The 24,357-nt window shown below is 67.8% G+C and carries 18 protein-coding genes and 1 pseudogene; 10 read left to right on the forward strand and 9 right to left on the reverse strand.

Translation table 11 applies throughout. The annotated features are described in order from the left end of the window. Positions 1 to 45: 45 nt before the first annotated feature. Positions 46 to 1,875, forward strand: coding sequence for an ABC-F family ATP-binding cassette domain-containing protein (locus IY716_RS10340; RefSeq protein WP_218221633.1), 1,830 nt, complete (start codon positions 46 to 48; stop codon positions 1,873 to 1,875). A 42-nt stretch (positions 1,876 to 1,917) separates the two neighbouring features. Here the strand turns inward: IY716_RS10340 and IY716_RS10345 are convergent, their stop codons facing one another. Genes IY716_RS10345 through IY716_RS10355 form a run of 3 tightly spaced genes read right to left on the reverse strand, consistent with a single transcriptional unit; the run spans position 1,918 to position 5,033 of the window. Continuing rightward, entirely contained in the window at positions 1,918 to 2,913 is a 996-nt protein-coding gene (locus IY716_RS10345) for a 4-(cytidine 5'-diphospho)-2-C-methyl-D-erythritol kinase (protein ID WP_218221634.1), read from the reverse strand. Between the two features lie 9 nt (positions 2,914 to 2,922). Continuing rightward, positions 2,923 to 3,954 (reverse strand): 16S rRNA (adenine(1518)-N(6)/adenine(1519)-N(6))-dimethyltransferase RsmA, encoded by a 1,032-nt coding sequence (gene rsmA, locus IY716_RS10350; RefSeq protein ID WP_218221635.1) that lies wholly within the window; start codon positions 3,952 to 3,954, stop codon positions 2,923 to 2,925. Beyond that, positions 3,951 to 5,033, reverse strand: coding sequence for a TatD family hydrolase (locus tag IY716_RS10355; RefSeq protein ID WP_369699681.1), 1,083 nt, complete (start codon positions 5,031 to 5,033; stop codon positions 3,951 to 3,953). Before IY716_RS10355 ends, rsmA begins: the two co-directional genes overlap by 4 nt. A gap of 692 nt (positions 5,034 to 5,725) precedes the next feature. Here IY716_RS10355 and IY716_RS10360 point away from each other — a divergent pair. Further along, positions 5,726 to 6,271 (forward strand): endonuclease domain-containing protein, encoded by a 546-nt coding sequence (locus tag IY716_RS10360; protein ID WP_218221637.1) that lies wholly within the window; start codon positions 5,726 to 5,728, stop codon positions 6,269 to 6,271. A gap of 129 nt (positions 6,272 to 6,400) precedes the next feature. Here IY716_RS10360 and IY716_RS10365 read toward each other — a convergent pair whose 3' ends face one another. Both IY716_RS10365 and rsmI read right to left on the reverse strand, forming a co-directional pair. Beyond that, the gene (locus IY716_RS10365) at positions 6,401 to 8,278 is read right to left on the reverse strand and encodes a long-chain fatty acid--CoA ligase (RefSeq protein ID WP_255316740.1); all 1,878 of its coding nucleotides are present in this window, start codon (positions 8,276 to 8,278) and stop codon (positions 6,401 to 6,403) included. Between the two features lie 67 nt (positions 8,279 to 8,345). After that, complete coding sequence (gene rsmI, locus IY716_RS10370) at positions 8,346 to 9,275, reverse strand: 16S rRNA (cytidine(1402)-2'-O)-methyltransferase (protein WP_218221638.1); 930 nt, start codon at positions 9,273 to 9,275, stop codon at positions 8,346 to 8,348. A gap of 52 nt (positions 9,276 to 9,327) precedes the next feature. Between rsmI and IY716_RS10375 the strand changes: the two genes are divergently transcribed. The 4 genes and pseudogenes from IY716_RS10375 to IY716_RS14040 all read left to right on the forward strand — a co-directional run. Further along, complete coding sequence (locus IY716_RS10375) at positions 9,328 to 11,058, forward strand: dolichyl-phosphate-mannose--protein mannosyltransferase (RefSeq protein WP_369699682.1); 1,731 nt, start codon at positions 9,328 to 9,330, stop codon at positions 11,056 to 11,058. A gap of 91 nt (positions 11,059 to 11,149) precedes the next feature. Next, positions 11,150 to 12,364: a hypothetical protein gene (locus IY716_RS10380; RefSeq protein ID WP_218221639.1), complete on the forward strand. Its 1,215-nt coding sequence runs from the start codon at positions 11,150 to 11,152 to the stop codon at positions 12,362 to 12,364. Positions 12,365 to 12,374: 10 nt separating this feature from the next. Continuing rightward, positions 12,375 to 13,046 carry a 5-formyltetrahydrofolate cyclo-ligase gene (locus tag IY716_RS10385; RefSeq protein ID WP_218221640.1) on the forward strand — a complete coding sequence of 224 codons (672 nt, stop codon included), beginning with the start codon at positions 12,375 to 12,377 and terminating at the stop codon, positions 13,044 to 13,046. 74 nt (positions 13,047 to 13,120) lie between these two features. Then, a pseudogene (locus IY716_RS14040) lies at positions 13,121 to 13,213 on the forward strand (FmdB family zinc ribbon protein); the annotation flags it as partial. A 62-nt stretch (positions 13,214 to 13,275) separates the two neighbouring features. Here the strand turns inward: IY716_RS14040 and IY716_RS14045 are convergent. The 3 genes from IY716_RS14045 to IY716_RS10400 form a co-directional block, all read right to left on the reverse strand. Next, on the reverse strand, positions 13,276 to 13,512 hold the full coding sequence (locus IY716_RS14045; protein ID WP_369699730.1) for a hypothetical protein: 237 nt from the start codon (positions 13,510 to 13,512) through the stop codon (positions 13,276 to 13,278). Continuing rightward, a complete protein-coding gene (gene cpaB / locus IY716_RS10395) occupies positions 13,469 to 14,143 on the reverse strand; it encodes a Flp pilus assembly protein CpaB (RefSeq protein ID WP_218221642.1) in 675 nt (224 codons plus the stop codon). The genes IY716_RS14045 and cpaB overlap by 44 nt, the downstream gene beginning before the upstream one ends. A gap of 889 nt (positions 14,144 to 15,032) precedes the next feature. Further along, on the reverse strand, positions 15,033 to 19,220 hold the full coding sequence (locus IY716_RS10400) for a DUF4011 domain-containing protein (RefSeq protein WP_218221643.1): 4,188 nt from the start codon (positions 19,218 to 19,220) through the stop codon (positions 15,033 to 15,035). Positions 19,221 to 19,464: 244 nt separating this feature from the next. On the opposite strand from IY716_RS10400, the gene IY716_RS10405 reads away from it, so the two are divergent. From IY716_RS10405 to IY716_RS10420, 4 genes are all read left to right on the forward strand, one after another. Continuing rightward, entirely contained in the window at positions 19,465 to 20,178 is a 714-nt protein-coding gene (locus IY716_RS10405; RefSeq protein WP_218221644.1) for a response regulator transcription factor, read from the forward strand. Next, the gene (locus IY716_RS10410) at positions 20,175 to 21,320 is read left to right on the forward strand and encodes an ATP-binding protein (protein WP_218221645.1); all 1,146 of its coding nucleotides are present in this window, start codon (positions 20,175 to 20,177) and stop codon (positions 21,318 to 21,320) included. Before IY716_RS10405 ends, IY716_RS10410 begins: the two co-directional genes overlap by 4 nt. Before the next feature lie 193 nt (positions 21,321 to 21,513). Continuing rightward, entirely contained in the window at positions 21,514 to 22,548 is a 1,035-nt protein-coding gene (locus IY716_RS10415) for a DUF418 domain-containing protein (RefSeq protein ID WP_218221646.1), read from the forward strand. Between the two features lie 186 nt (positions 22,549 to 22,734). Continuing rightward, the gene (locus IY716_RS10420; protein WP_218221647.1) at positions 22,735 to 23,370 is read left to right on the forward strand and encodes a DUF305 domain-containing protein; all 636 of its coding nucleotides are present in this window, start codon (positions 22,735 to 22,737) and stop codon (positions 23,368 to 23,370) included. Between the two features lie 33 nt (positions 23,371 to 23,403). Here IY716_RS10420 and IY716_RS10425 read toward each other — a convergent pair whose 3' ends face one another. Next, positions 23,404 to 24,282, reverse strand: a complete 879-nt coding sequence (locus tag IY716_RS10425; RefSeq protein WP_218221648.1) for a F510_1955 family glycosylhydrolase — start codon at positions 24,280 to 24,282, stop codon at positions 23,404 to 23,406. Positions 24,283 to 24,357: the final 75 nt, after the last annotated feature.

Raw genomic sequence — 24,357 nt, forward strand, 5'->3', positions numbered from 1 at the left:
AACCGCGTGAAACTTCAGCCTGAACCGGGGCATTACCCTGGATGGGTGGCACATCTTCTGGGGGCTGAAGCCCTACACCTCGAATTTCCTACCCGCACCGTCTTCGATTCCGTGACGATCGGCGTCAATGAAGGCGACCGCGTCGGCGTCGTCGGACGCAACGGTGACGGCAAATCTTCTCTGCTGGGCATGCTGACCGGGCGCCTGGAGCCCGATTCGGGCAAGGTCACCCGGCGCAAGGGCGTGCAGTTCGGCGTGCTGGACCAGTCCGATGACCTTGATCTTGACCACACTGTCGGGTTCTCTATCGTCGGGGACGCCGACGACCACGAATGGGCCTCGGACCCCAAGATCCGCGACGTCATCGCCGGACTGGTCTCCGACATCCCCTGGGAATCCACGATCGCGGATCTCTCCGGCGGTCAGCGCCGACGCGTGGCGCTGGCGAAGCTGCTGGTCGGCGAGTGGGACATCATCGCCCTGGATGAGCCCACGAACCACCTGGACGTCCAGGGCATCTCCTGGCTCGCCGATCACCTGAACCGCCGGTGGCCGCGCACCTCCGGCGGGCTGCTGGTGGTCACGCACGATCGCTGGTTCCTCGACGAGATCAGCACCACCACCTGGGAGGTCCACGACCGGGTGGTCGAGCCCTTCGACGGCGGCTATGCGGCCTATGTGCTCCAGCGCGTGGAGCGCGACCGTCAGGCCGCGGCCGTGGAGGCCAAGCGTCAGAACCTGATGAAGAAGGAGCTGGCCTGGCTGCGCCGCGGCGCCCCGGCGCGCAGCACCAAGCCGAAGTTCCGCATCGACGCGGCCAACGAGCTGATCGCCGATGTCCCTCCTCCGCGCAACACCGTGGAGCTCAAGAAGATGGCCACCGCCCGGCTCGGCAAGGATGTGGTCGACGTCCTCGATGTCTCCCTGGCCTTCGGCGAGAAGCAGATCCTCGACGACGTCACCTGGCGGATCGGTCCGGGCGAGCGCACCGGCATCCTCGGTGCCAACGGTGCCGGCAAGTCCACGCTGCTGAACCTGATCGCCGGGAAGCTGACGCCCGACGCCGGCCAGGTCAAGCAGGGAAAGACCGTGCGCCTGGCCACCCTGGACCAGCAGTTCTCCCAGCTGGCCGACATCGAGGGCGACCGCGTCCGCGAGGTGCTGGCTCGGGAGAAGACCCAGGTCGTGGTGGACGGCAAGGAGCACACTCCCGCTCAGCTGCTGGAGCGTCTCGGCTTCTCCACCGCCCACCTCTCGGCGCGGGTCGGCGAGCTCTCCGGCGGGCAGCGTCGCCGCCTGCAGCTGCTGATGGTGCTGCTCACTGAACCCAACGTGATGATCCTCGATGAGCCCACCAACGACCTGGACATCGACATGCTCGCCGCCATGGAGGACCTGCTGGACTCCTGGCCGGGCACGCTGATCGTGGTCTCCCACGACCGGTATCTGCTCGAGCGCGTCACGGATCAGCAGTACGCGATCCTCGACGGCAAGTTCCGCCATGTTCCCGGCGGCGTGGAAGAGTACCTGCGGCTCACGGCCGGAGACTCCGGCGCGACCGAGGGCAGGGGCGGGAAAAGCTCCACGAGCGGCAAGGCCGGAAAGTCAGCGTCCGCCACGGCCAAGGCTGCCTTCCCGACACCCTCGGGGCTCTCCAGCGCCGAGGAGCGCGAGCTGCGTAAGGAGGTCGGCGCTCTGGAGCGCAAGATGCAGAAGCTGACCACCCAGATCGAGAAGAAGCAGCGCCAGATGGCTGATCACGACCCCACGGATTCCGAGGGTCTGGGCAAGCTCAGCGCCGATGTGCAGCGACTCCAGGGGGACAACGCGAAGCTTGAGGAGCGTTGGGTGGAGCTCTACGAGCAGGTGAGCTAGCCGATCTCTCGGCTGGTGGGCTAGCCGTTCTCGGCTGGCCGGCTAGCCGTGCTCTCGGCCGTTGCCGTTGACCAGGCGCGCTCCGTGTGCGGGTCCGGTGACCGGGATGGCCCAGACCTCGGTGCGCTCCTCGAGGCTGGTGGCCAGCTGGTGGGCCGATTCCGCGTCCCGGGCGAGGAACACCACAGTGGGCCCGGAGCCGGAGACCATCCCCTGCAGGGCGCCCTCGATCATGCCGATGTCCATCATGTCCTCGAGCGTGGGCAGCTGCGCCACGGCCGGGGCCTGGAGGTCATTGGCCATGAGCGAAGCGACAAGCTCGGCATCGGCGGAGCAGACGGCCCGCACGAGGTCCGGGTCCAGGTCCGGCTCGTCGGCGGTGATGTTCTGCCGGTCGCGCATCTCATCGAGCGTGGCGTAGATGCTCGGCGTGGAGAGGCCGGTGTTGGCCGGCACGATGACCAGGTGCAGCTCTCCGCGAGTGAGCAGCGGTGACAGCTCGTCGCCGACACCCTGGCCGACGGCGGCCCCGCCGAGCATGGCGAACGGGACGTCGGCGCCGAGTTCGGCGCCGATCTCGGCCAGCTGCTCCTTGGAGAGTCCGGCCTCCCACAGCGCGGAACAGGCCACGAGGGCAGCTGCGGCATCGGCCGAGCCTCCGCCCATACCGCCCGCCACCGGGACGTTCTTCGTGATGGTCAGATCCACGCCGCTGGTGATACCCAGCCGATCACGGAGCTTCGAGGCAGCCTGGTGCACGAGGTTGCGCTCATCCAGCGGAATGGCGGCCGCGACGATCTCGCCGGTCTCCGGGTCCTGGGTCTGAACCTCGGTGAACGCCGAGCGCTCACACAGGCTCACCGTGATGGCACTGTCCTCGCGCGGAGAGGCCGTGACCTCCTCGTAGAGGGAGACGGCGAGGTACAGCGTGGCGACCTCGTGATAGCCGTCCTCGCGGAGCGGACCGACGCGCAGGCTGACGTTGACCTTGCCTGGCGCCACGGCCGTCACATGTCCGTAGAATTCACTCTCCCGCATATACCGACCCTACTGCTCGCCACTGACATGCGGGTCTGCATCGGCGGTGCTGGAGCTGGCCGCGTCGTCGTCGGCGGTGTGTCCCGTGGTGGGAGCCTCCTCCACGGCAAGGGCCTGTGCCGGATCCAGGTTCGCTTCCGCGGCCGGGGTGTCCCGCAGGGCGGCGGCGATCGCGGTATAGGCGTGGATGTCCAGGGTCTCCCCGCGGGCCGAGGGATCCACCCCGGCGGTGCGGAGCACGGTCTCGGCATGGCTCGCTGAGCCTGCGATCCCGGCAAGGCAGGCGCGCAGGGTCTTGCGTCGCTGGGCGAAGGCGGCGTCGATGACGGCGAAGACCTCCTCGCGGGTGACCTCCACCGAGGCCACCGCTCGCCGGTCGAAGCGCACCAGCCCGGAGGAGATCCGCGGCTCGGGCCAGAACACGCGCTTGCCGACCACTCCGGCCTTGCGCATCTGCGTGTCCCAGGCGGCCTTCACACTGGGAACACCGTAGATCTTGGAGCCGGGTCCCGCGACAAGCCGGTCCGCGACCTCGTCCTGGACCATGACCAGGCCTTTGCGCAGGGAGGGCAGAATCTGCAGCAGGTGCAGCACCACCGGAACGGCGACGTTATAGGGCAGGTTCGCGACCAGCACCTCGGGACCGGCGCCCTTGGTCTGACCCGTGCCGATCTCGGCGAAGGACTCCGGGGTGAGCTTGAGCGCGTCCTGCTGCATGACGTGCAGGTTCGCTGCGAGCTCCGGGCGGAACTGCGTCACGGTCTCGGGGAGCTGACCGGCGAGCTTCGGGTCGATCTCCACGGCGCTGACCAGCGCGGACTCGTCCAGCAGGCCCAGGGTGAGAGAGCCCAGCCCCGGACCCACCTCGAGCACGTGTTCGCTGCCGTCGAGGTCCGCGAGCCCCACGATGCGGCGGATTGTGTTGGGGTCGATCACGAAGTTCTGCCCCCACTGCTTGGTGGGGCGCACGCCGAGCTGCTCGGCGAGGGCACGCACGTGGGTTGCGGAGAGCAGCGGCTGGGTGGCGGGGTGATCGCTCATGTCCAGCTCCCGTAGGCCTGGGTGGTGTTGAACATGACCTGCTGGCACAGCGACTCCAGCTTCGCCTCGCGCACGTCGGCCATGAGCCGCATGGTCTGCGGGATCAGATAGGGCGCGTTGGGCTGGCCGCGGTAAGGATGCGGTGTGAGGAAGGGCGTGTCGGTCTCGACCAGGATCAGCTGCGGGTCAGCGATCGCGAGGGCCTCGCGCAGGCCCCGTGCATTCTTGAACGTGACCGTCCCGGCGAAGGACATGTACCAGCCGTTGGCATTGCAGATGCGGGCGAGCTCGGCGTCCCCGGAGAAACAGTGGAAGACGACGGCGCTGGGCAGCGTGGGGGCGTCCTGGAGCACCTCGACCACCTCGGCGTGGGCGTCACGATCATGGATCTGCATGGCGAGCCCGGTCTCCACGGCAAGCGCGATGTGATCCTCGAAGCTGCGCTTCTGGGCGGCGACCCCGTCCTGGCCGGTGCGGTAGAAGTCCAGCCCGGTCTCCCCGATGGCGACGACCTGATCATGCCGGGCCAGTTCGGCGATCCGCGCGAAGGCGGCCTCATAGTTGCCCTCGGCCGCGAGCTCCGGCGCATCATTGGGATGCAGCGCCACGGCGGCCTTCAGCCGCGGATCCTTGCCGGCGGCATCCACCGAGAACTCCGAGGAGGCCACGTCGTAGCCGACGCAGAGCGCACCCACCACGCCCACGGCCTGAGCGGCATCGAGCGCCTCGCGCACGGTGACTCTGACCTCGCCGTCACGGAAATCGAGGTGGGCGTGATTGTCGAGGACCGGCACGGGCAGCGGCTCGGGAGCGGGCGGGTACTGCAGCCGGCGCTTCTTCCCGGACTTCTCCTCCGCCTGCTCCCGCGTGGGCCCAGCTGGCGCGCCGCCGGTGGGAGTCGTGCCGGTGGGGGCCGTGCCGGTGGGAGTCGTGCCGTTGAGGGCCGTGCCTTCGCTGGGAGCCGAGCCGGCGGCGTCGTCGTTCTTCGCGGGCGCAGGGCGGTACGCGCGCGGGACCTCCCCCGCCGTCACGGAAGGGCTCGTCTGGGCGCCTGCACGATTTCGCTGCTCTTCACTCACGGTCATCCACTGTATCGCCCCGCCCCCTCCGCGCCCCGTTCCCATCCCGTTCCCATCCAGTTCCCGCCCCTTTCCCACCCCACCCGTCATCCTTTGGGCAGAAACTGTCGGAAAGAGTGGGTGCGGAGCCCGTCATAGCGACGATTTGTGCCCACCAGATGGCGAACCCCTCCGTGGAGCTTCCGTGGACCCCTCCGTGGAGCCTCCGGGGAGCTTCCGCAGAGCCACTCCGGAACCATTCGAAGGCCTGTGGATAACCGAGGAACCCCGATTCTCTCCTTGAAAATGAGCGTATGAGACGCCCGCGCCAGCTTCCCAACGGTTTCACCGGAGGTCCCTTCCTCTATGGAGACCTGCCTGGCGCGGGATTCTCGCAGGAACGGGTTCGGCGGAAGGACATCAGCCAGTTGTCATGGGGCATCCACATTCATCGACTTGCAGTGCCGGATACGCCCCAGACACAGATTCTTCAGCGCGCGTTGATCCTCGCTCGTGCCCTTCCCGAGTGCTGGTTGTCCCACACGACGGCAGCTCAGATCCATCGCTTGCCCCTTCCCCTGCAGCTTGCACACGACGGAACGGTGCACCTGTCCCAACCCGCAGGCACGACTCACCGCATCAGGCGACCGGCGGTCACCCATCACCGCGTCCGCATCCGGGCTGGTGACCTCAGCGAGTGGAACGGCGTCACGATGACAACGCCGGTGCGGACCTGGTTCGACATGGCCGGGCTACTCAGCGTCGACGAGCTGGTTATCATCGGCGACCACTTGGTCCGCCGCCCCTATTCCTCCTATGAGGGCAGATTCGAGCCCTATGCGACCCTGGAGCAGCTCAACGAGGTCGTGGAGTCCATGCACGGCTCCCCCGGACGACGACGGGCCATGGCTGCAGCGGACCTTGTCCGGGTAGGTGCGGACTCGGCGAGGGAGACGAAACTGAGACTCGCGCTCATCCGCGCCGGACTGCCCGAACCGTCTCTGCAGGTTCCCGCCCGACCGGACTGGCCGCACTCACCCTGTGCCGATATGGGCTACCCGGAATTGAAGCTAGCCATGGAGTACGACGGCGCCACTCACTTCACGGTCGAACAGGCCAGGTTTGATCAGAGGCGCAACAACACGTTCCTCAGCGCCGGGTGGACGGTCCTCCACTTCAACGCGGACGATAATGCGGAGGGCTTCGCATCGGCGGTCAGGCAGGTTGCGGAGGCTATTTCTCGGCGAAGTCGGCCATGAAGGGCCTCGCGCTCATCGGTTGGGCAGGAATCGTCGGAATGGGGGCACCCGAACCAACTCATTCCGACAGTTTGTGCCCAACAGATGAGGGGCGGGGGCTCGGAGGGGTGGGCGCTCACGTGGGCGGGGTCAGGTCGAGTAGACCGAGTTGATCACGCCTTCGAAGTCGGCGAGCACCCGGTGCCGCTGCAGCTTCATGGAGGCGGTCATGTGGCCCGAGTACTCGGAGAGTTCGACGTCGAGCAGCTCAAACTTGCGGATCGACTCGGCGCGTGAGACTTGTCGGTTGGCGGCCTCCACGACCAGCCCGATCTCCTGGCGGATCTTGGGATGCTTCGCGGCGTCGATCAGCGAGAGCGAGCGGAACCCGTTGCTCTGGCACCATTCGGCCACGGCGTCGGCGTCGAGGGTGATCAGCGCCGCCACGTAGGGCCGATTGTCCCCGATCACGATGACCTGAGCCACCAGCGGGTGGGCGCGGATGATCTCTTCCATCGGCATGGGGTAGACGTTCTTGCCGCCGGCGGTCACGATCACGTCCTTCTTCCGGCCGGTGAGCGTGAGGAAGCCGTCCTCGTCCAGTGCGCCGAGATCGCCCGTGCGGAAGAAGCCCTCCGTGTCGAAGGCCTCAGCAGTGGCATCGGGACTGCCGTGGTAGCCGGCGAAGATCACGGGGCCCTTCAGCAGCACCTCCCCGTCCTCGGCGATGCGCACGGTGTTGCCCGGCACCGGGATGCCGACGGTGCCGATCCGGGTCGAACCCGGAATGTTCAGCGTGATCGGGGCTGTGGACTCGGTGAGCCCATACCCCTCCTGGACCGGCAGTCCTATGCCGGTGAAGAAGTGTGCGATCTCGGGGTTCAGCGTGGAGGCTCCCGAGATCATGTAGCGCACGCTGCCGCCCAGCCGGGCATGCAGCTTGGAATAGACCAGTCTGGCGAACATCGCCCGCCGCGCCCGCAGCCGCACAGAGGGGCCGGGGCCGGCACCGGTGGCGGCGTCCTGCAGCGCCTGCGAGTAGGCGATGGCCGTCACTCGGGCGGTCTCGAAGACCTTGCCCTTGCCCTCGTCGCGCGCCTTGGCCGCAGCCCCGGCGTAGACCTTCTCGAACACGCGGGGCACAGCGAGCAGCCAGGTGGGCCGGAAGCTGGCGAGATCATCCAGCAGCGCCGACGGGTCGGAGGAGTGCGCGACCTGCACGCCGCGGTGCAGGCACATCAGCTGCACCGCGCGGGCCAGCACGTGGGCCAGCGGCAGGAACAGCAGCGTGCGGGATTCGTTCTCTCCGAGGATCTCCGCAGCGAAGGGCAGGATGTTGGCCGCGCCCTCGGCGAGGTTGCGGTGGGTGATCCGAGCCCCCTTGGGCTCCCCGGTGGTGCCGGAGGTGTAGACCAGAGTGGCGACGTCGTCGAGGGTGGCGTGTGAGCGCGCCGCCTCGAGCTGCTCGTCGCTGATGTGTTCTCCGGCGGCAGCAAGATCATCGAGCTGGCGCAGCTCCCCGATGGGCAGCACAGAAGGTCGCGACCCGTTGAGCTTGGCACCGGCAGCGCGCAGGCGGTCGTGCAGCTCGGCACTTCCGGCGAGCGCCAGCTTCGTCTCGGCGTCCTTGAGCAGCGCGCTGACCTGGTGTGCGGAGCTGGTCTCATAGATCGGCACGGAGATCGCGCCGGCGAACCAGATGGCCTGATCCACCACGGCCCAGCTGTAGCTCGTGGGAGCCATCACGGCGACGCGGTCCCCGGGTTCGATGCCGAGCGCGATCAGCCCCTTGGCGACGCCTCGGACCTGGTCCACGAAGCTGGTGAGCGAGACGTCCACCCATCCACCGGTGCCGTTGGGCACGGCGTAGACGGGCTGTTGGGGGCGAACTGCAAGGAGTTCAAGCACCCCATCGGTGGAGTTCGAGTGCGGATCCAGCTGCGCCACCTGCTGGGTTGCAGCCTCGCGGATCTGACTGGTGGTGCTGGTTCGGGCTGGCTGTTCGCCACCCGTGCTGTCCTCGCTCATGGCCCCGCCTGCTCATCGATTCCCCTGCGGTGGAGTCCCTCATCCGCTGTGTCGATCATTCTACTGTTCAACGGGGGTTTTCGGCGCGCCTCCGGGCCAGGACGGCATCATAGATATCACTCGCGGGAACTGAATGCGCGGCGCCGACTTCCTTGGCCGCGGTCTTGAGCTTGATGCCCTCCTCCACCTTCTGCAGCACGACGTCGGCCAGCGCGGGAAGGCTCAGCGTTTCAGCCCCCGCCCCACCGACCGCGGCGCCGCCGATCACCAGGACCATCTCGCCGCGCAGATGACGGTCCGAGGCCGCCGCAGCCAGCTCGCCGAGGCCGCCGCGCAGCACCTCCTCGTAGCGTTTGGTGAGCTCCCGTGCCAGCGCTGCCGGACGGTCCTCCCCCAGCGCGGCGGCGAACTCGGTGAGTGTCGCCGCCACCCGGTGCGGGGATTCGAAGAGCACCGTGGTCCATTCCTCGCCGGCCAGACGGGCGAGCAGCTTCTTGCGCTCCCCCGACTTGCGCGGCACGAACCCGGCGAAGGTGAACCGGTCGGTGGGCAGCCCGGACAACGCCAGGGCCGTGGTCACCGCGGAGGCGCCGGGAGCGACCGTGACTCCCACGCCTGCGGTGATGGCGGTCTCGACCAGGCGGAACCCGGGGTCCGAGACCGAGGGCATGCCGGCGTCGGAGACCACCAGGATCCGGGTCCCTCCCGCGGCCTGCGCCACGAGCTCTTCGGCCCGCGAGGCCTCGTTATGTTCATGCAGGCTGACGAGCCGGGCGTGGGTGCTCACCTGCAGCGCGCGCGCCAGGTGGCGGGCCGTCCGGGTGTCCTCCGCGGCGATGATCTCCGCGCTGGCCAGCAGGCGCTTGAGCCGGTCGGTGGCGTCGCCGAGGTTGCCGATGGGCGTGGCCGCCAGCACGATCGGGGTGTCCCACAGGGAGGAGGCTGCTGCTGCTGCCTCGAGACTGTCATCGGATCCATCTGCTGCGCCTGAGTCCATGACACGCCTGCCTCTGATTGGTGATCGGCTTGCGCCAAGTAGCATACCCATAGTGACCTCCGCCGAGCCTGCCCGCCGCCTCCCGGTCCCCGCCGGTGAGACCGCCGAGTCCGGTGCGGGCGGGTCTGCCTTGAGCGGGTCTGCATTAAGCCGGATGCACCGCCGGCTGGGCGCCGAACCCTATCGCCCCGGCGTCTGGGGCTGGATCCTCCCGGTCCTGGTCACCGTCATCGGCGGCATCCTGCGGCTGCGGAATCTCTCCACCCCGCACCTGCTGATGTTCGATGAGACCTACTACGCCAAAGACGCGTTCGCGCTGCTGACCGCGGGCTACGAGCTGGAATGGCCGGAGGGCGCCGATGAGGCGTGGCTCACTGGGAATGCCCCGCCCTCCGACGAGGCCGCCTACGTGGTGCACCCTCCGTTGGGCAAGTGGCTGATCGCCCTCGGGCTGCGCGTCTTCGGGTATGACTCCGCATTGGGCTGGCGGGTCTCCGCCGCGGTGGCGGGAACCCTGGCGGTGCTGCTGATCGCCGTAATCGCGCAACGGATGTTCCGCTCGGTATTTCTGGGCGCGTTCGCCGGCACGCTGACGGCCATCGAGGGTCATCACCTGGTGATGAGCCGGGTCGCGCTGCTGGACATCTTCATGATGCTCTTCGTGCTTGCCGCCTTCGGCGCCCTGCTGGCTGACAGATACAGCGGACGACGGCGGCTGGCCGAGTGGGCGGTGGCGCGCGACTCCTCAGTCGGCACGGCACGCCTGGACGAGAGCAGAGATTCGAGTCGAGGGCTGGCCCGGGCCCGGGGGACGCGGTTGGCGCTGCGCCCGTGGCGACTGCTCGCGGCCGTGCTGCTCGGCGCCGCCGTCGCAGTGAAGCTCTCCGCGCTGGCGTTCTTCGCGGTCTTCGGGGTCATGGTGATCCTGTGGGATCTGCAGGCCCGTCGCGCCGCCGGCGTCGGCCGCTGGTTCCGGGTCGGCCTGCTCCGCGACGCGGTCCCGGCGGTGCTCACGGTGCTGCCGGTGGCGGCGGCCGTCTATCTCGCCAGCTGGTCGGGCTGGCTGTTCTCGCGTGAGGGCTGGGGCCGGATGTGGCATCTGAGCCACCCCGCCGAGGGTCTCGCCGGACTGGTCCCGGGACCGATCCGTTCCCTCTGGAATTACCACGTCTCGGCCGCCGATTTTCATCAGGGCCTCAGCAACGGGCACGAGTACGCCTCCTCTCCTTGGACCTGGCCGTTCATGGGCCGCCCGGTGTCGATGCACTACGACGGGATCTCTGAGGGCGAGGTGTATGCGCAGACCGGCGAGACCTGCCAGGTGTCGGCGTGCTCCTCCGCGGTGCTGGACCTTGCCAACCCGCTGATCTGGTGGGCTGGATTGATCGCCGTGGTGATCGTGGTGGCCCTCTGGCTGGGTCGACGGGATTGGCGCTATGGCGCGATTCTCTCCGGGTTTGTGGCTGGATTCCTGGTGTGGCTGCTGTTCCCGGACCGGACCATGTTCTTCTTCTACACGATCAGCTATCACCCCTTCCTGATCCTGGCGATCACTGCTGTGGCGGCCCTTGTGCTGCGCATCGGCACCGGATCCCGGCGCGCTGACGGGTCCCAGCGTGAAGCCGGGGCGATCGTGGCAGCGCGGCAGCGCAACACGGTGATTCTGCTGTGCTTCGTGCTGCTGTGTGTGGCGGCCTCGGTGTTCTTTCTTCCGCTCTGGACAGCCGAGATGATCCCTTATGAGCAGTGGCGGATGCGCATCTGGATCGAGTCTTGGCTCTGATCTTCGGCTGACCGGCCGTTCGGCGGGACGAGGCGAAGGTCGGCGCATAAGCTGGGCTCATCCGAATCGGTCGAGAAGGAATGCTTCGAACATGGCCCATACTGTCTCTGCGCTGCCGTCGCGGACCCTCTCCGCCGAGGGTCGCCATTGGTCGATCGAGCGCGCCTGGCCCGTAAAGGGTGACGCCGAGATGCTCGTCGTCGAAGTGGCCTCCGTCCCGGATGAGTACGCAAAGACCGCCGACGCGGATCCCGAGGACCCTGGTGCGGCCGCCGGAACCGACTCGCGGACGAGCGAAACCTCCGCCGGGACGCATCTGCCGCGCCGCGCGCGACGCGCAGGCAGATTCTGGGTCGAAGAGCGCGCGGATCTGGCCCGACCCACCGAGCACCTGGAGCTCTTCCCTGCCGGCACCGACCCGCAGCTGCCGGCGCTGCAGGACGTCTCCGAGGGCGGAATCGTGATCGCCCATGAGCCGGGCCAGCGTGCCGTGGTGCGGCACAGCATCCGGGGTCGCAACGGCCGCGCGGACAGTGCAGATGAGACCTACACGGTGGTCCTCCCTCCCGGCCAGGCGTCCACCCTGCGTGCCGGGATGCGGCATGCGCAGGCGTTTGCCGGGCCATTCCGGCTTCCACGCACGGTCGCCGAAGACGACTCCACGATGACGTTCCAGGCGCTCCCGGGGGTCTCGCTGCACCGTCCGGAGCGCTTCGGACCGAGCCAATGGGAACAGGCCTGGGATCAGGCACTCGATGCGTGGTCCACGGCGATCCAGCACCCGGGCGAGCTTCCAGAGAGCACACCCGTGCATGACGCCGCCGCGGAGATCAACCGACTCCAGCGCTGGGAAGAGAAGACCCGCCCCTACATCATGGGGGCTGAGCTCTTCCAGGAGGCAGTGGACGCCGCCTGCGAGGCGCTGCAGAAGCTTCCCAAGGGCCGGCTGATTCCGGCTCATCGACACCTGCGTGATGAAGATCTGCTCTGGTCCGCGGAGCTCGGCCCCGCCCTGTTGAAGGTCTCCTCCGCCGGGTGGGCCGATCCGGCGCTGGATCTCGGGTCGCTGCGCGCCTGCGCACGGTGGAACGAGATCCGAGGCCTGTGGGACGCGGAGCAGCGCTCGGTGGTGACCCAGCTGCTCAACGACACGGCCTATCGGAACGGGGTCTCAGCCCAGGCGCTGGCCAGCTATGAGCACAGCGCTCTGCTGCGCCTGAGCTGCCAGTACACCTTCTCCCCCAGCCTGGCCGACGCCGCAGAACATCTCCGCGCCGATCTTGTTCAGGCTCGGCAGCCGCACTGAGGCTCTCACCATGACACCAACACCGGCTCCCTCCCCCGACGACAAGGCCGCTGTGCGGCGGAGGCTGCGCGCCCGCCGTCGACAGCTCAGCGCGCAGGAGCTCGCCGCCCGTGGCGAAGAGGTAGCGCGGGTGCTGGCGGCCGAGGTTCCCGCCGGTGCGACCGTAGCGGGCTATCTGCCGATTCCGGGGGAACCCGATGTGCGTCCGTTCCTGGCTCAGCATCTGGGGCGCGGCGGTTCGGTGTTCCTGCCCGTGGTCGATCCGGCGCAGCAGCAGGACCCTGGGCTGCGCGAGCTCCAGTGGGTCCGTTGGACGGCGGAGAGCACGCTGCGACGACACGAGGTTCTGCCGATGGAGGAGCCGCTCGGGGACCGGATCAGCACAGCTGAGCTGAGAGATCTGCATCCCCACGGGCTCACGGTGCTGGTCCCGGGACTCGCCGTGGACCACGACGGCGCCCGGCTGGGTCAGGGCGGTGGCTTCTATGACTCGACCTTCGGACCTGGGACGTCGGGCTCGGCCCGCGCGGACGAACACGCTGGCCTCCTTTCGATTCGTTTCCTTGCGGTGGTCCACGCTGAGGAAGTCTTCGACGCGGGTTCGTTTCCGGTCGAGTCTCACGACCTTTGCGTGGACGCCATCGTCACCGAACGCGGTGTCAGCACCGTGGGAGCCCTATAATCGACTGGCAGCAATGACGCATGCTGCTCGGCGATGCATTCGACCGGGCAACGCCCTGAACCCCGAGGAACTTGATGCCCACTTACGCCTACGCCTGCAAGAATTGCGGCCACGCCTTCGACATCGTGCAGAAGTTCAGCGAGGACTCGCTGACCGTGTGCCCTGAGTGTCAGGGCACACTGCGCAAGAAGTTCGGTTCCGTCGGCGTCTCTTTCAAGGGCTCCGGCTTCTACCGCACCGATTCCCGCGCGGCGGCCGCTGCCGGTTCAGAGTCCAGCAAGAGCTCCAGCTCGGAGGGCTCCTCGTCCTCCAGCAGCTCGTCGGATTCATCCGGGTCCAAGTCGCCGTCCACGGCGCCGAGCAAGGCCACTTCCGGCGCGGGCTCCTCGAGCTCCTCAGCCTCGGGTTCAGGTTCGTCAAGCTCATCGAGTTCCTCCAGCTGACGCGTCGCTCGACTCCGCGGCACCTGCCTCTGCACCGCTCACCTGCGCACTGCGCAGACTCAAGTGCAGCCGACCCTCCTGGGTAGCCTGGGCGATCGACTCCGCAGTGTCGAGATTCACCGCCAGAATCACCACGCTCCCCGCCTCTCCGCCAGCAGGCAGCCAATTCTTTGATTCATCCTTCGGGGTCCACAGCACCGGTGCCGCGGTGGCCACCAGCGCGGAGGAGGAACCGCGCTCCGGGGAGTCGGAGGAGACGAGAACGTCCACGCGCTGACCCGGAGTGAGCAGGCCGATCATCGCCGGATCAGCCGGCCGCACGGGCACCGCCACTGTCCCGGGGTCCTGACCGGCCAGCAGCCCCGGACCGACCAGCTGGTTCGGATGGATCAGCGACCCCGCCGGCAGCGGCACGGCCACCTGTTGCCCGAGCACCTGCTCGATGTCTGCGCTGTAGCCCTGCGGGACGGCCGCTGCGTCGACGGGGACCTCCTCCACCACGGCTGAGCTCAGTCGATCTCCTGCGGCGATATCGGCGTTGACACGCAGCGCGAGAGCCGTCTCCAGCTGACCCTCCTCGCTGGTCAGCAGGGCGGCTGCCGCTGCGCCCAGGCCGAGAACAAGAGCAAGCGGTATGCGGAACCGCTGCAACAATCGGGGCAGCGCGGAGCCATGCAATCGTCGGCTGACTCGTGGAGGTCTGCTCCGTCTTCCACGCGGCGTGCCCCGCGTCCGCGTGCTCCGCTGCAGTCTTCGCGGCTCAAGGCGCCCTGCCGGAGAGTCGCGACGTGCCTGCGCCGGTGGTCCTCGACGTGCCTGGGCCGGTGATGCGCGGGTTGAGACTCCTGGCACTTGAGACGCGCGGGCAACGACGCCGGGGGCCGGCGCCTGGTGCCTGGGCTCCCTCGCATCAGCCCCTGTGGACACCTCTGTGGGCACCTTCGGGGCGCCTCGCTCGCGACTCTGCGGAGATCGCCGCGACCGGCGTGGACGTTGCGGGAGGAACGGCCCGGAGGACTCCTCCAGGGTGGGACGCGTCGGCATGAGATCAGGATGTCCGCACTCCGGCCTGGCCAGCCCCTGCTCCCCGGAACTGTGGAGAAGCCCGTCCTTCCCACTGGGCTACCAGCGCCTGAGGAAAACTGCACACCCACAGCTGGACGACGCGAGCACAAACCGGGCACCACGTGCACGGCGCACCGGGACCTCGCCCCAACAGGTTGTCGCGGCTACCAGTGCGGCGGTCGCTGGCTGAGGATCCACTGCTCGTGCGGAGTCAACGCAGGCTTCGGCGCATCCGACGCTCCAGCATCCGAGTTCCGCGCGCCCGCCGTCGCCGACTTCCCAGCTTTCCCAGCCTGCGAAGCACCCCGCGCCGACCCCGAGGTCGACCCACCAGAGTCGGCGTCGCGGTCCTGGGAGCTGAAAGGATCGGAAAAGTTGGACTCGACCTCGTGAGACTGTCCCGAGGTGGGCGGGGCGACCACGCGACGTCGACCTCTGCGCCGCACACCCCCGGAGGATCCAGAACCCGGACCTTCGGCTATTCCTTCCATGCCCCGCGCTCCCGCGGCGAGAGCCACTTCTTGGACTTGCGGTGCGAATCTTCGTCCTCGATATCGGCCGCGCCGCCGAAGCGGATGCCGTCGCCGCGGGACTCGTCCTCCCGTGAGCGCCGACCGCGCGGGGTGATTCCGGTGGTGTGCACCGTGATGCGTCCGGATTCGGCGAACTCCGGCCCGGAGGCCAGGCCGACTTTCTCAGCCACGGCTTCGGTGCAGCGGACCGGGTCGGAGAACACCTCGATGGTCCAGAGCGCCATGTAGATCCAGCCCAGCTCCTCGAAGCCCTTCGGCCGCTGCCGCGAGCGCTCGCGCACCGACATCGCCCCGTAGCTCTTGGTGCCGTCGGAGACCATCGCCACCGGGACCATCGGAGTGTCCGGTGCGGCTTTGCGCGAGCAGGCGGCGAGGTCCAGGGTTCCGCGGAACCCGTCCTCCACCCGTCCACCGCGAGCCCGGATCCGGTCCACCAGGTCCAGGACCAGCGGGTCGGTCAGCTGCGCGGAGGCTGTGGGGTTCCCCGCGCCCTCCAGGCCCAGCCTGATCAGGTCATAGATGTCACGCGCGCCCTCGGTGAGCGCCGGACGGTCCATATCGGCGCTGCTCAGCGAGGTCACCACGCGCAGGTGGTCCCGCGCCCGGGTCACCGCCACGGCGAAGTGCTCGCGGCCCCGCGGCTCGGAGAGCTCCCCGAAGTGGGTGGCCGCCTCGCCCTTGACGGAGCGTCCGAAGCCGAGGCTGAAGATCACGTCATCGCGGACCAGACCGGCGGCGCGCTCCACCGGGGCCACCACGAAGCTCTCCCCGTGGGCGCCGTCGGCGAAGAAGGGTTTGGCCCAGGCGTGGTTCGCGAGGTTCAGCCGGATCGCATCGGCCACCCGTCGGGCGTGCCATTCCGAACCGGTGATCACTGCCAGCGAGGAGCTGCGCCGGGACCTGACATGTTCGAAGACCATGTCCACCACACGGTTGACCTCGCCGGTGGGCGATTCCACGGCGTCGCGGTATCCCGCCGGCGCCCCGGCCACATGCTCCACCGTGAACCGGCGGTTCTGCCCGGTCAGCTGCGCGGCGTCGGGCAGGCGGGTGAGCTCTCCGTCATAGAGCGCGGCGGAGAGCAGCCCGGTGAGCTCTTGATCCACCCCGCGGTGGACCTGGCGCAGCGTGTAGAGCGGCAGCACGGCGGCCAGCTCCGCGTAGATCGACGTTGGACGGTGCTGCTCGGTCTCACGCGCCACCGGATCGGCGGAGACGTGGAACGGGGTCGGCGAACCGGCCACCGGGTCGCCGAAGGCCACCACCTGTCCCGCGCGGGTGATCGCGTTCAGCGCCGTGGGCACGGCGAGGGACTCTGCGTCGAGCAGGATCACGGCGTCGGCCCGGTAGTCGGAGGGGAACTGCTCCCCCAGGCCCAGCGGAGAGGTCGTCCAGATCGGCACCAGCGGCTGAGTCAGCTTGGGGTTGATCGCTTCCAGCGATTCGATCGTCGGGGCGGAATCTCGCAGCAGCTCCCGCAGCCGGCTTGCGGCCTGCGGGTGCGCCTCCACGGCGGACTTCCAGCGCACGGACAGCGCATGGCCCAGCCGGTGGGCGCTGGTCTCGATATGCCCGGCGTCGGCCTCGCGGAAGGTCTCCTCGATGCTGCGCAGGTTCTCCCCGGTGGTCATCGCCAGATAGTCGTCCCCGGAGATCATCGCCTCCAGCGCGGACTGCCACCAGGAGAGTTCCAGCTCGTCGGCGACCACGTTCGCGCTGATCTCCCGCGCGGAGAAGTCCTCCATGAGGTCACGGAAGCCCTGTTCGCGCAGCTGCTCGCCCAGCAGCGTGCGCTCGGGCAGCGTCTCCAGCGGCTTCTCATCCCCGGCGAGGGTCTCCACGGTCTCGAGCAGCTTCTCGATCGGCATGTCCGCCAGGGATCCGGTCTCGAGCACCTCATCGAGGCGCTGCAGCCGATCCTGCACCTCGCCGAAGGTGTTGGTGAGCCGGTCCACGCGGTGGGGCACCTTGGGCGCGGAGCCGGAGATGGCCCACTCGGACCACTCCTCGCGCTCGCTCTGCACCTCGATCAGCGAGGAATGCAGATCCCCGATGGCCACGGAGGGGCGCACGTACTCCTTGGCCACCCGGCGCAGCCGTGAGCGCGTCACCGAGGTCATCTCCACGTTGTTCTGCCGGCGCCACCAGCCCGGGGCGGTGGCGGCGATCAGGTCATCGACCGCGCGAGCGTAGACGTCGTGGGTGAACTTGCCCAGCGACTCCTGCACGCGTTGGAAGAGCAGCACCTGCCGGTTCCAGTCGTTGAAGGTGTCTCCCGGGGTGATCCCGGCCGCCTGGCAGGCCGAGACCATCATTCGGCGCAGCTGCGGCAGGTCATCGCGCAGCTCCTTGACCAGGGCCATGGCGTCCCGGGTCTCCTGCCGATTGGACAGCCGGGCGTTGTACCAGGGGCTGTCGCGGGTCTCGGCGGAGAAAGCGCCGAGCTCGGCGGCGCGCTTGAGCTTCACCGTGATCTGGCTGCGGTCCACAGTGTTGTCCAGCACGGAGCGCTTGAGCCGGACAGCGGTCGACGGCGCGGGGTTCAGGCTGGTCAGCGCGGCCAGTGCCTGCATGGCCTGGTAGGGCGAGCAGTCCCAGCGGCGGCGCACGTTGTGCAGCGACTTCACGTGATCCACCAGCTGGTGGCGGCTGGTCTTGAGCCGGGTGTGCAGCGCGGTCAGCCGTGGCGGTTCTGCGCGCTCGGCTCGGCGGATCGCGCGGATGAGCTGGTCGCGGATCTCCTCCGGGGTGGCCGCGGCGGAAATGTTGCCAGCCAGGGTGCCCAGGTGGACGTCGGAGAGCCGGTCCTTGAACTGCTCCAGGGTGGCGGTGCGCTCGGCCAGGACCAGCACCCGCTTGCCCTGCCAGGCGAGGCCGGCGGCGGCGTTGATCGCGGTCTGGGTCTGACCGGTTCCGGCGGGGGCGGAGACGACGGCGGACTGCCCGGCGAGTATCGCGTCCAGGGCGGCCTGCTGGTGCGGGTCGGCGTCGGCCACGAGGCGTTCGTCGCGCGGTTCGCGCTCGTCCACCGGCGGCAGGTCCATCAGCGTGCGCACGGCGCGGGTCTGGCCCAGCTGCTTGCCCGCGGCCATCGCGTGGATGACCGGGTGATCGAGTTTCAGTCCGGTGGGGTCACCCAGGAAGGTCAGATCGGCGAAGGTGGAGACGTAAAGCTGGCGCCACACCTGCACCGAGCCCAGGGACGGGACGTCCCCGGCGATGCGCGCGAGCATGTCCGCGGGCCGGTTGGGGTCGAAGCGCGCGGTGACGTAGCCGGTGTTGTGGAATTCGGTCGGGTCCAGGTGGGTGCTGTGCCGGGCGGCGAGGTGCCGAATGAGCGCGGGGTTGAGCCGTGCCGGTGCGCTGAACTGGATCTCGAAGTCTCCGCTGCCCTCCTCACGGGGCCGCAGCGTGATGGGGACCAGCATCACCGGCGCGGTGAAGTCTTCCGTGAACTGCTCCCCCGAGGGGCCGCTTCCGGCTTCTTCGGTCCAGCTGGCGATCCCGGCCGCGAGGAACCCGACGTCGATCCCGCGCTCCTCGGACATCTCGCGGATCTTGGAGCGGATGCCCTGGGCTGCCTGCTTGCCCACGGTGAAGGCCGAGTCATCATTGAGCAGCGTGGAGAGCCGGGTCTTGCGCCCGGCCATGAGCTGCATCATGCCGGAGGAGTTGGCGTCGGTGAGGTCGATCGCGTTGTGCTGGCTGGGGGCGAAGCGCAGCATGGTGTCGTTCTCGGTGCCCGAGCCCACGGATTCCAGCCAGGCGGCGACCGGGTCGCGGCCATCGGAGGTGGGGGCGACGGCGGTGTCTGCGGAGCCGGCGGAAGCTGCCGAGGGCGCTGAGCTCGCCGAGTCTGCGGACGCTGGGGAATCAGGAGAATCCGGTGAGTCTGGGGAAGCCGGCGAACCTGGGGAGCCTGGCGTCGATGGCGACTCGGCCGAATCAGCAGAGGCAATCCGTGGGGCCGCTCCATCGGACTCACTGGAGGCCTCGGTCTCCGCAGGCTCTGCGGAACCGGGGTGGGCGGCGTCGTCGTCGGGGGTGTCTGGGCGCTGCTGCTCGACCGCGGGGCCCGCGGCCTCATTCTCAGGCGGGCGGCCCGACTCCTCAGCGGCTGGTTCTTTGCTCACAGACGACCTTCCAACAATCCCCACTCCGGGACGAACTCACGCTCGGACCCGGCCCCTCGCCTCCGTCGGGAGGTTCGAGGGTCGCCGATAATTACATGCAGTGAAGTCTAATGAGCGAGGGCGCGCAAGGAGCGAGAGGTTTCAGCCTGACCTTGAAGCCGTGTCGCGCCGAGGACCCCGCTCCAAGCCGCGCGCCGTCGGCCGACCCCGGAACCCTCGGGTCTCGCTGATCTACGATCAGAGAATGAGCACCGGAGAAAACGAGAGCCACGAGATCAACGTTCTGGTGGTCGACGACGAGGAACCGCTCGTGCGACTTGTGCGACAGTACCTCCTCCGCGAAGGACTCGGCGTCGACTCCACCGGGAATGGAGTGCAGGCCCTGGAGATGGTCCGCGAGCAGGAGCCCGCCGTGGTGATTTTGGACCTGGGCCTGCCTGGTATGGATGGCGTCGAGGTCTGCCGGCAGATCCGGACATTCTCCGACTGCTACATCATCATGCTCACTGCCCGCGTGGAGGAGGTCGATCGGCTGATCGGTCTCTCGGTGGGCGCTGATGACTACGTGTCCAAACCGTTCAGCCCGCGAGAGCTGATGCTGCGGGTCCGCGCCATGCTCCGCCGACCCCGCACCGGAGGTGATGGTGGAGCTCAGGTCCTTGAGCTGGAGGGTCTTCGCATGGACCTCGCTGGCCGTGAAGCTCGGCTCCAGGGCTCCCCCATCGACCTGACCCGCACCGAGTTCGAGGTCTTGGCCGCGCTGCTCTCGAAGCCTGGCGTCGCGCTTTCCCGTCGTGAACTGATCAACAAAGTGTGGGGCGATGACTGGTTCGGCGACCCACACCTCGTGGACGTTCACGTTGGACACCTCCGGCGGAAGCTTGGTGAGGACCCCGCCTCCCCTGAATTCATCCACACGGTTCGCGGGGTCGGCTACAAGATGGGTGCTTCCCGGTGACCCGCCGACGGCGCCGGCCCGGTCTCGGGGCACGGATACTCGCAGCACTGGTCGCGGTGCTCTGCGTCGCAGCGGTGACAGCCTGGATTGTCGCCCTGATCATCGGACCGACGCTCTTCCATGACCATATGCTCATGGTCAGCCCCGTCGGCCCCGACTCCGACGTGGTGGCTCATGCGGAGCAGGCATTCGACACGGCCTGGACCACCACACTGGCTCTGTCCCTCACGGCAGCCTTGGCCGCCTCGGTGCTCGTCACGTTCTTCCTGGTCCGCAGGCTCGTCCACCCCATCGGTGAGGTTCAGGCCGCGGTCACGCGAGTGGCCCAGGGAGACTTCACGGCGCGTGTTCCCGAAGACGGCATAGGAGTCGAGTTTGCGGAGCTGATGAGCGCATTCAACGCGATGGCCGGGGAGTTGGACCAGACCGAGCGCACCCGCCTCCGGATGCTCTCGGACCTGGCACATGAGATGCGCACCCCGGTCGCCACCCTGGACGGCTATCTAGAAGCGATGCAGGATGGGGTGGCTCGTGCAGACGGCGAGACGCTGGTCATGCTCCGCGAGCAGACCGAACGGCTCACTCGGCTCGCAGCTGACATCTCACTGGTCAGCGCGGCAGAGGAGCGGCGTCTGAGCACGCATCCCACGCCCATCCGGCTCGGAGACCTCCTCACCGCAGCGGAGACGCAGATACGCGGCCGCTATAAGGACCACCGCGTGGAATTGCGCGTGACCGCCAGCATGGAGGCCCGCGACCTCGTGCTCTGCCTCGATGCCGACCGCATAGGACAGGTGCTGACCAATCTTCTCGACAACGCCCTCCAGCACACTGACCCCGGTGACACGGTGACGCTGAGCGCAGTAGCCGATGACACGTCGGTGAACTTGCAAGTGCGAGATTCAGGTCATGGCATCGCAGCCGAGCACCTGCCGCATGTGTTCGAGCGCTTTTATCGCGTCGACACCGCCCGGGACCGCAGTCACGGTGGCTCGGGCATCGGTCTGGCAATCGTGCGATCCATCGTCACTGCGCACGCCGGCTCCGTGAGCGGGCACAGTGAGGGTCCGGGGAGGGGGGCCGTGTTCTCTGTGGAGCTTCCCCGCAGGATGAACTCCCCCGTCGCACCGCAGCGACTATGAAGGTTCAGCGACTATGAAGGTTCAGTGAAGGAAGCCGTGTGGGGTGCTGGTCCGTGAGACGCGCTGGCTAGCATGAATGGTTGCGCGAGCACCCCTGCGCAGAGCGCGAATCAATCGAAGCAAGCGGAGGACCAGAGTGTCGACAGAGGGAACCGTCCCTTTTCAAGGAGCGTCCCTCCTGGGTAGACGCCGCGTGCTCGCCCTGGACGCAGCGCGCGGCCTCGCCGTCATCGGCATGATCGCCATCAACACAGGACCTCGCGGCGACGATGAGTTCCTGGAACTGCTCTACCGTGTGCCCTATGGCCGGGCGTCCCTGCTGTTCGTGCTGCTCGGCGGCATCGGACTCTCGCTGATGACTCGGCGTTCCCGCTCAGATCAGGTCCCGCTGCCCTGGGCTGCGCTGATCTGGCGCTGTGCCCTGCTGATGCTCGGCGGTCTCGCGCTGCAGACGCTCGATCACGAGGTCTCCGTGATCCTTCAGATCTACGCGCTGCTGATCCTCTTCTCCCTGCCGCTGCTCCGCGCCTCGGGGCGCAGCCTCCTCGTGGTGGCCGGGCTGAGCGCCGTCGTCGGCCCGCCCCTCTGGATCCTCGTCCAGGCCCAGACGGACGGGCGCTTCGACCGGGATCCCGTCTCGGCGACTGACCCGATCGGGGAAATCCTCCTCGATGTCGTGATCACGGGACCCTACCCGTTGATCGTCTGGGGGGCGGCCTTCGTCTTCGGCCTCTGGCTGGGCCGGCAGGAACTCGGACAGTCCAGAGTCAGCACTCGTCTCATCCTCTGGGGCGCCGGGGCGGCCCTCAGTGCGCGTCTGCTTTCCACTGCCCTGGTGTCGATCTTCGGTGAACCCACCAGTCATCTCGACTGGCAACGACTCACCAGTGCGGTGGCGCATTCTCAGATGCCGCTGTGGCTGATCAGTGGGACAGGCTCTGCGGTGTTCGTGCTGGGTCTCTGCTTGAAGATCAGCGCCTGGACAAGCCCCGGGCTGGCACCGTTGATTTCCCTCGGTCAGATGGCCTTGACCGCATACATCGGACACCTCTTGATCTTGGCGTTCCTGGTGCGCCCTGGGCCGGACACAATGGCGCAGGGCGTGCTTGCAACGGGGGCCACGGTCGCAGTGCTGATGGTCTTCGCCTGGCTCTGGCGCCGTCACTTCACGCGGGGTCCATTCGAAATGCTGCTCCGGCTGCCGAAGCTCCGCCGCACCGCGCGCTGATCCTTGACCCCAGTCTGACCGGCGCCTCTGCGGTGAGGGTGGTCGGCGGTTCACACCTCACGGTCAAGGAGAAGCCTGCATTCGATGAAGATTCCCTGAAGACCCGGTTTCTCAGGCATCAGTGCGCGCCACCCCGGTGTTGTCTTGAACATCGACGAGAATCCGCCTGACCCTAGGAGCACCCCCATGACGACGAAGACCTTGACCGCAAGCATCGGAGCTTTTGCCCTCGCGGCTACCCTCGCCGGGTGTGGCTCAGCAGAAGAGCCCAGCGAGTCCGCACTGGAGACGACCCAGAGCACCGAGGAGGTCTCAGCTCAGTACAACGAGGCAGACGTGGACTACGTCTCCGGGATGGCGATGCACCACCAACAGGCCGTGGAGATGTCCGACATCCTTCTCGAGAAGGACGACGTCGACCCTGAGGTCACCACACTGGCCGAGGACATCCGTGAGGCCCAGGGGCCTGAGATCGAGCAGATGCAAGCCTGGCTGGACGCCTGGGACGAAGAAGACACCAGTGATGACGACATGGAAGGCATGGACCACGGCGAGGAGGGCATGGACTCGATGGAGGGCATGTCGGACATGGAGGGCATGATGAGCGATGATGAGCTCAGTGAGCTGGAGAACGCCACCGGGACTGAGGCGTCGAGGCTGTTCCTGGAGCAGATGATCGCCCACCATGAAGGTGCGGTGTCCTCCGCCAAAGACCATTTGGACAACGGGGAGAACCCTGAGGCCCTGGAGCTTTCAGAGAGCATCATCTCGGACCAGCAGGCCGAGATCGATGAGATGGAGACCATGCTCGAAGAGCTGTGATTCACACGTTGCGGGACCGGTCGGCCTTGTCGGTCAGACGAGCTGCTCGACCGTGTTCCCTCCATCGGTGGTGCGTAGGACGGTGGAGTCGGCGACGAACAGAGCTTCCACTGCCCCCTCCTCCGTGAGGCCTGCTCCAAGGGCAACGACCTCACCCACCGGGTCCTCGCTCGCGGTCCAGGTCTGCCCCGCATCGCGGCTGGTCAGCAGCCTGCCATCTGTGCCGGCCCCCACGATCGAAGTTTCGTCAGCCCAGGCCACGCGCGAGATCAGACTGGGGGTCTGAAGCGTCTCCCAGCTGGCCCCATCGGCTGAGACAAGGAGCCCCGCTTCAGTGGCTGCGGCGATCGTGCCGGACCCCGGGGCGGTGGACAGAGCGGCAGGGGGCGCCGGGATGGAGAGTGTCTCCCAGTTGTGACCGTCTGTGCTGCTGCGCAGTTCCCCGTCGAAGCCAAGTACTCTTCCGGCACCGGCAGTCAGTGCGTGGAAGTCCGACTCTCCTCCGCGGGAAAGCAGCGACCAGGTCTGCCCCTTATCAGTGGACTCAATCAATCCCATAGGTTCCGGCAGATCGACTCCGCTCCCGGGGTGGCCCGAGGCGAGGTAGTGCCCCTGCGGGGCGAGCGTGAAGCCCATCAGATCGACGGTGGGACCCACCGGAGTCAGTGCGCCGTTCTCAATGCGGAACAGTCCGTAGTGCGTGGCAAGAAGCACCACACCATCGGAGGGGTCACGCACAATGCCGTGAACATGCCCACCAGCGTCGAGAGTTCCCGAATCTTCCCCGGATTGAGGGTCGGTTCCGGTCTGTGACTGTCCGGTGGGTTCAGCTTCAGCGCACGCTGTGACACCAGCGGCGCCAAGAAGTCCCAACCCGCCGGTGAACAGCAGCCTTCGGGGGAAGATCCTCATACAGTCCTTCTAGTGGCCTACCGAACATCGACCAGGGATCGGTCGGCTTTCAACCCTAATTGACCACCCGCGGAT

Origin of the sequence: Nesterenkonia sp. Act20 (assembly GCF_019173455.1) — a bacterium.
Classification (GTDB): domain Bacteria; phylum Actinomycetota; class Actinomycetes; order Actinomycetales; family Micrococcaceae; genus Nesterenkonia.

Bases quoted from the DNA above. Each gene is read 5' to 3' on its own strand.
- IY716_RS10345 (WP_218221634.1), bottom strand. From the start codon at position 2,913: ATGCGGGAGAGTGAATTCTACGGACATGTGACGGCCGTGGCGCCAGGC.
- rsmA (WP_218221635.1), bottom strand. From the start codon at position 3,954: ATGAGCGATCACCCCGCCACCCAGCCGCTGCTCTCCGCAACCCACGTG.
- IY716_RS10360 (WP_218221637.1), top strand. From the start codon at position 5,726: ATGACAACGCCGGTGCGGACCTGGTTCGACATGGCCGGGCTACTCAGC.
- IY716_RS10365 (WP_255316740.1), bottom strand. From the start codon at position 8,278: ATGAGCGAGGACAGCACGGGTGGCGAACAGCCAGCCCGAACCAGCACC.
- rsmI (WP_218221638.1), bottom strand. From the start codon at position 9,275: ATGGACTCAGGCGCAGCAGATGGATCCGATGACAGTCTCGAGGCAGCA.
- IY716_RS10380 (WP_218221639.1), top strand. From the start codon at position 11,150: ATGGCCCATACTGTCTCTGCGCTGCCGTCGCGGACCCTCTCCGCCGAG.
- IY716_RS10385 (WP_218221640.1), top strand. From the start codon at position 12,375: ATGACACCAACACCGGCTCCCTCCCCCGACGACAAGGCCGCTGTGCGG.
- IY716_RS10405 (WP_218221644.1), top strand. From the start codon at position 19,465: ATGAGCACCGGAGAAAACGAGAGCCACGAGATCAACGTTCTGGTGGTC.
- IY716_RS10420 (WP_218221647.1), top strand. From the start codon at position 22,735: ATGACGACGAAGACCTTGACCGCAAGCATCGGAGCTTTTGCCCTCGCG.
- IY716_RS10425 (WP_218221648.1), bottom strand. From the start codon at position 24,282: ATGAGGATCTTCCCCCGAAGGCTGCTGTTCACCGGCGGGTTGGGACTT.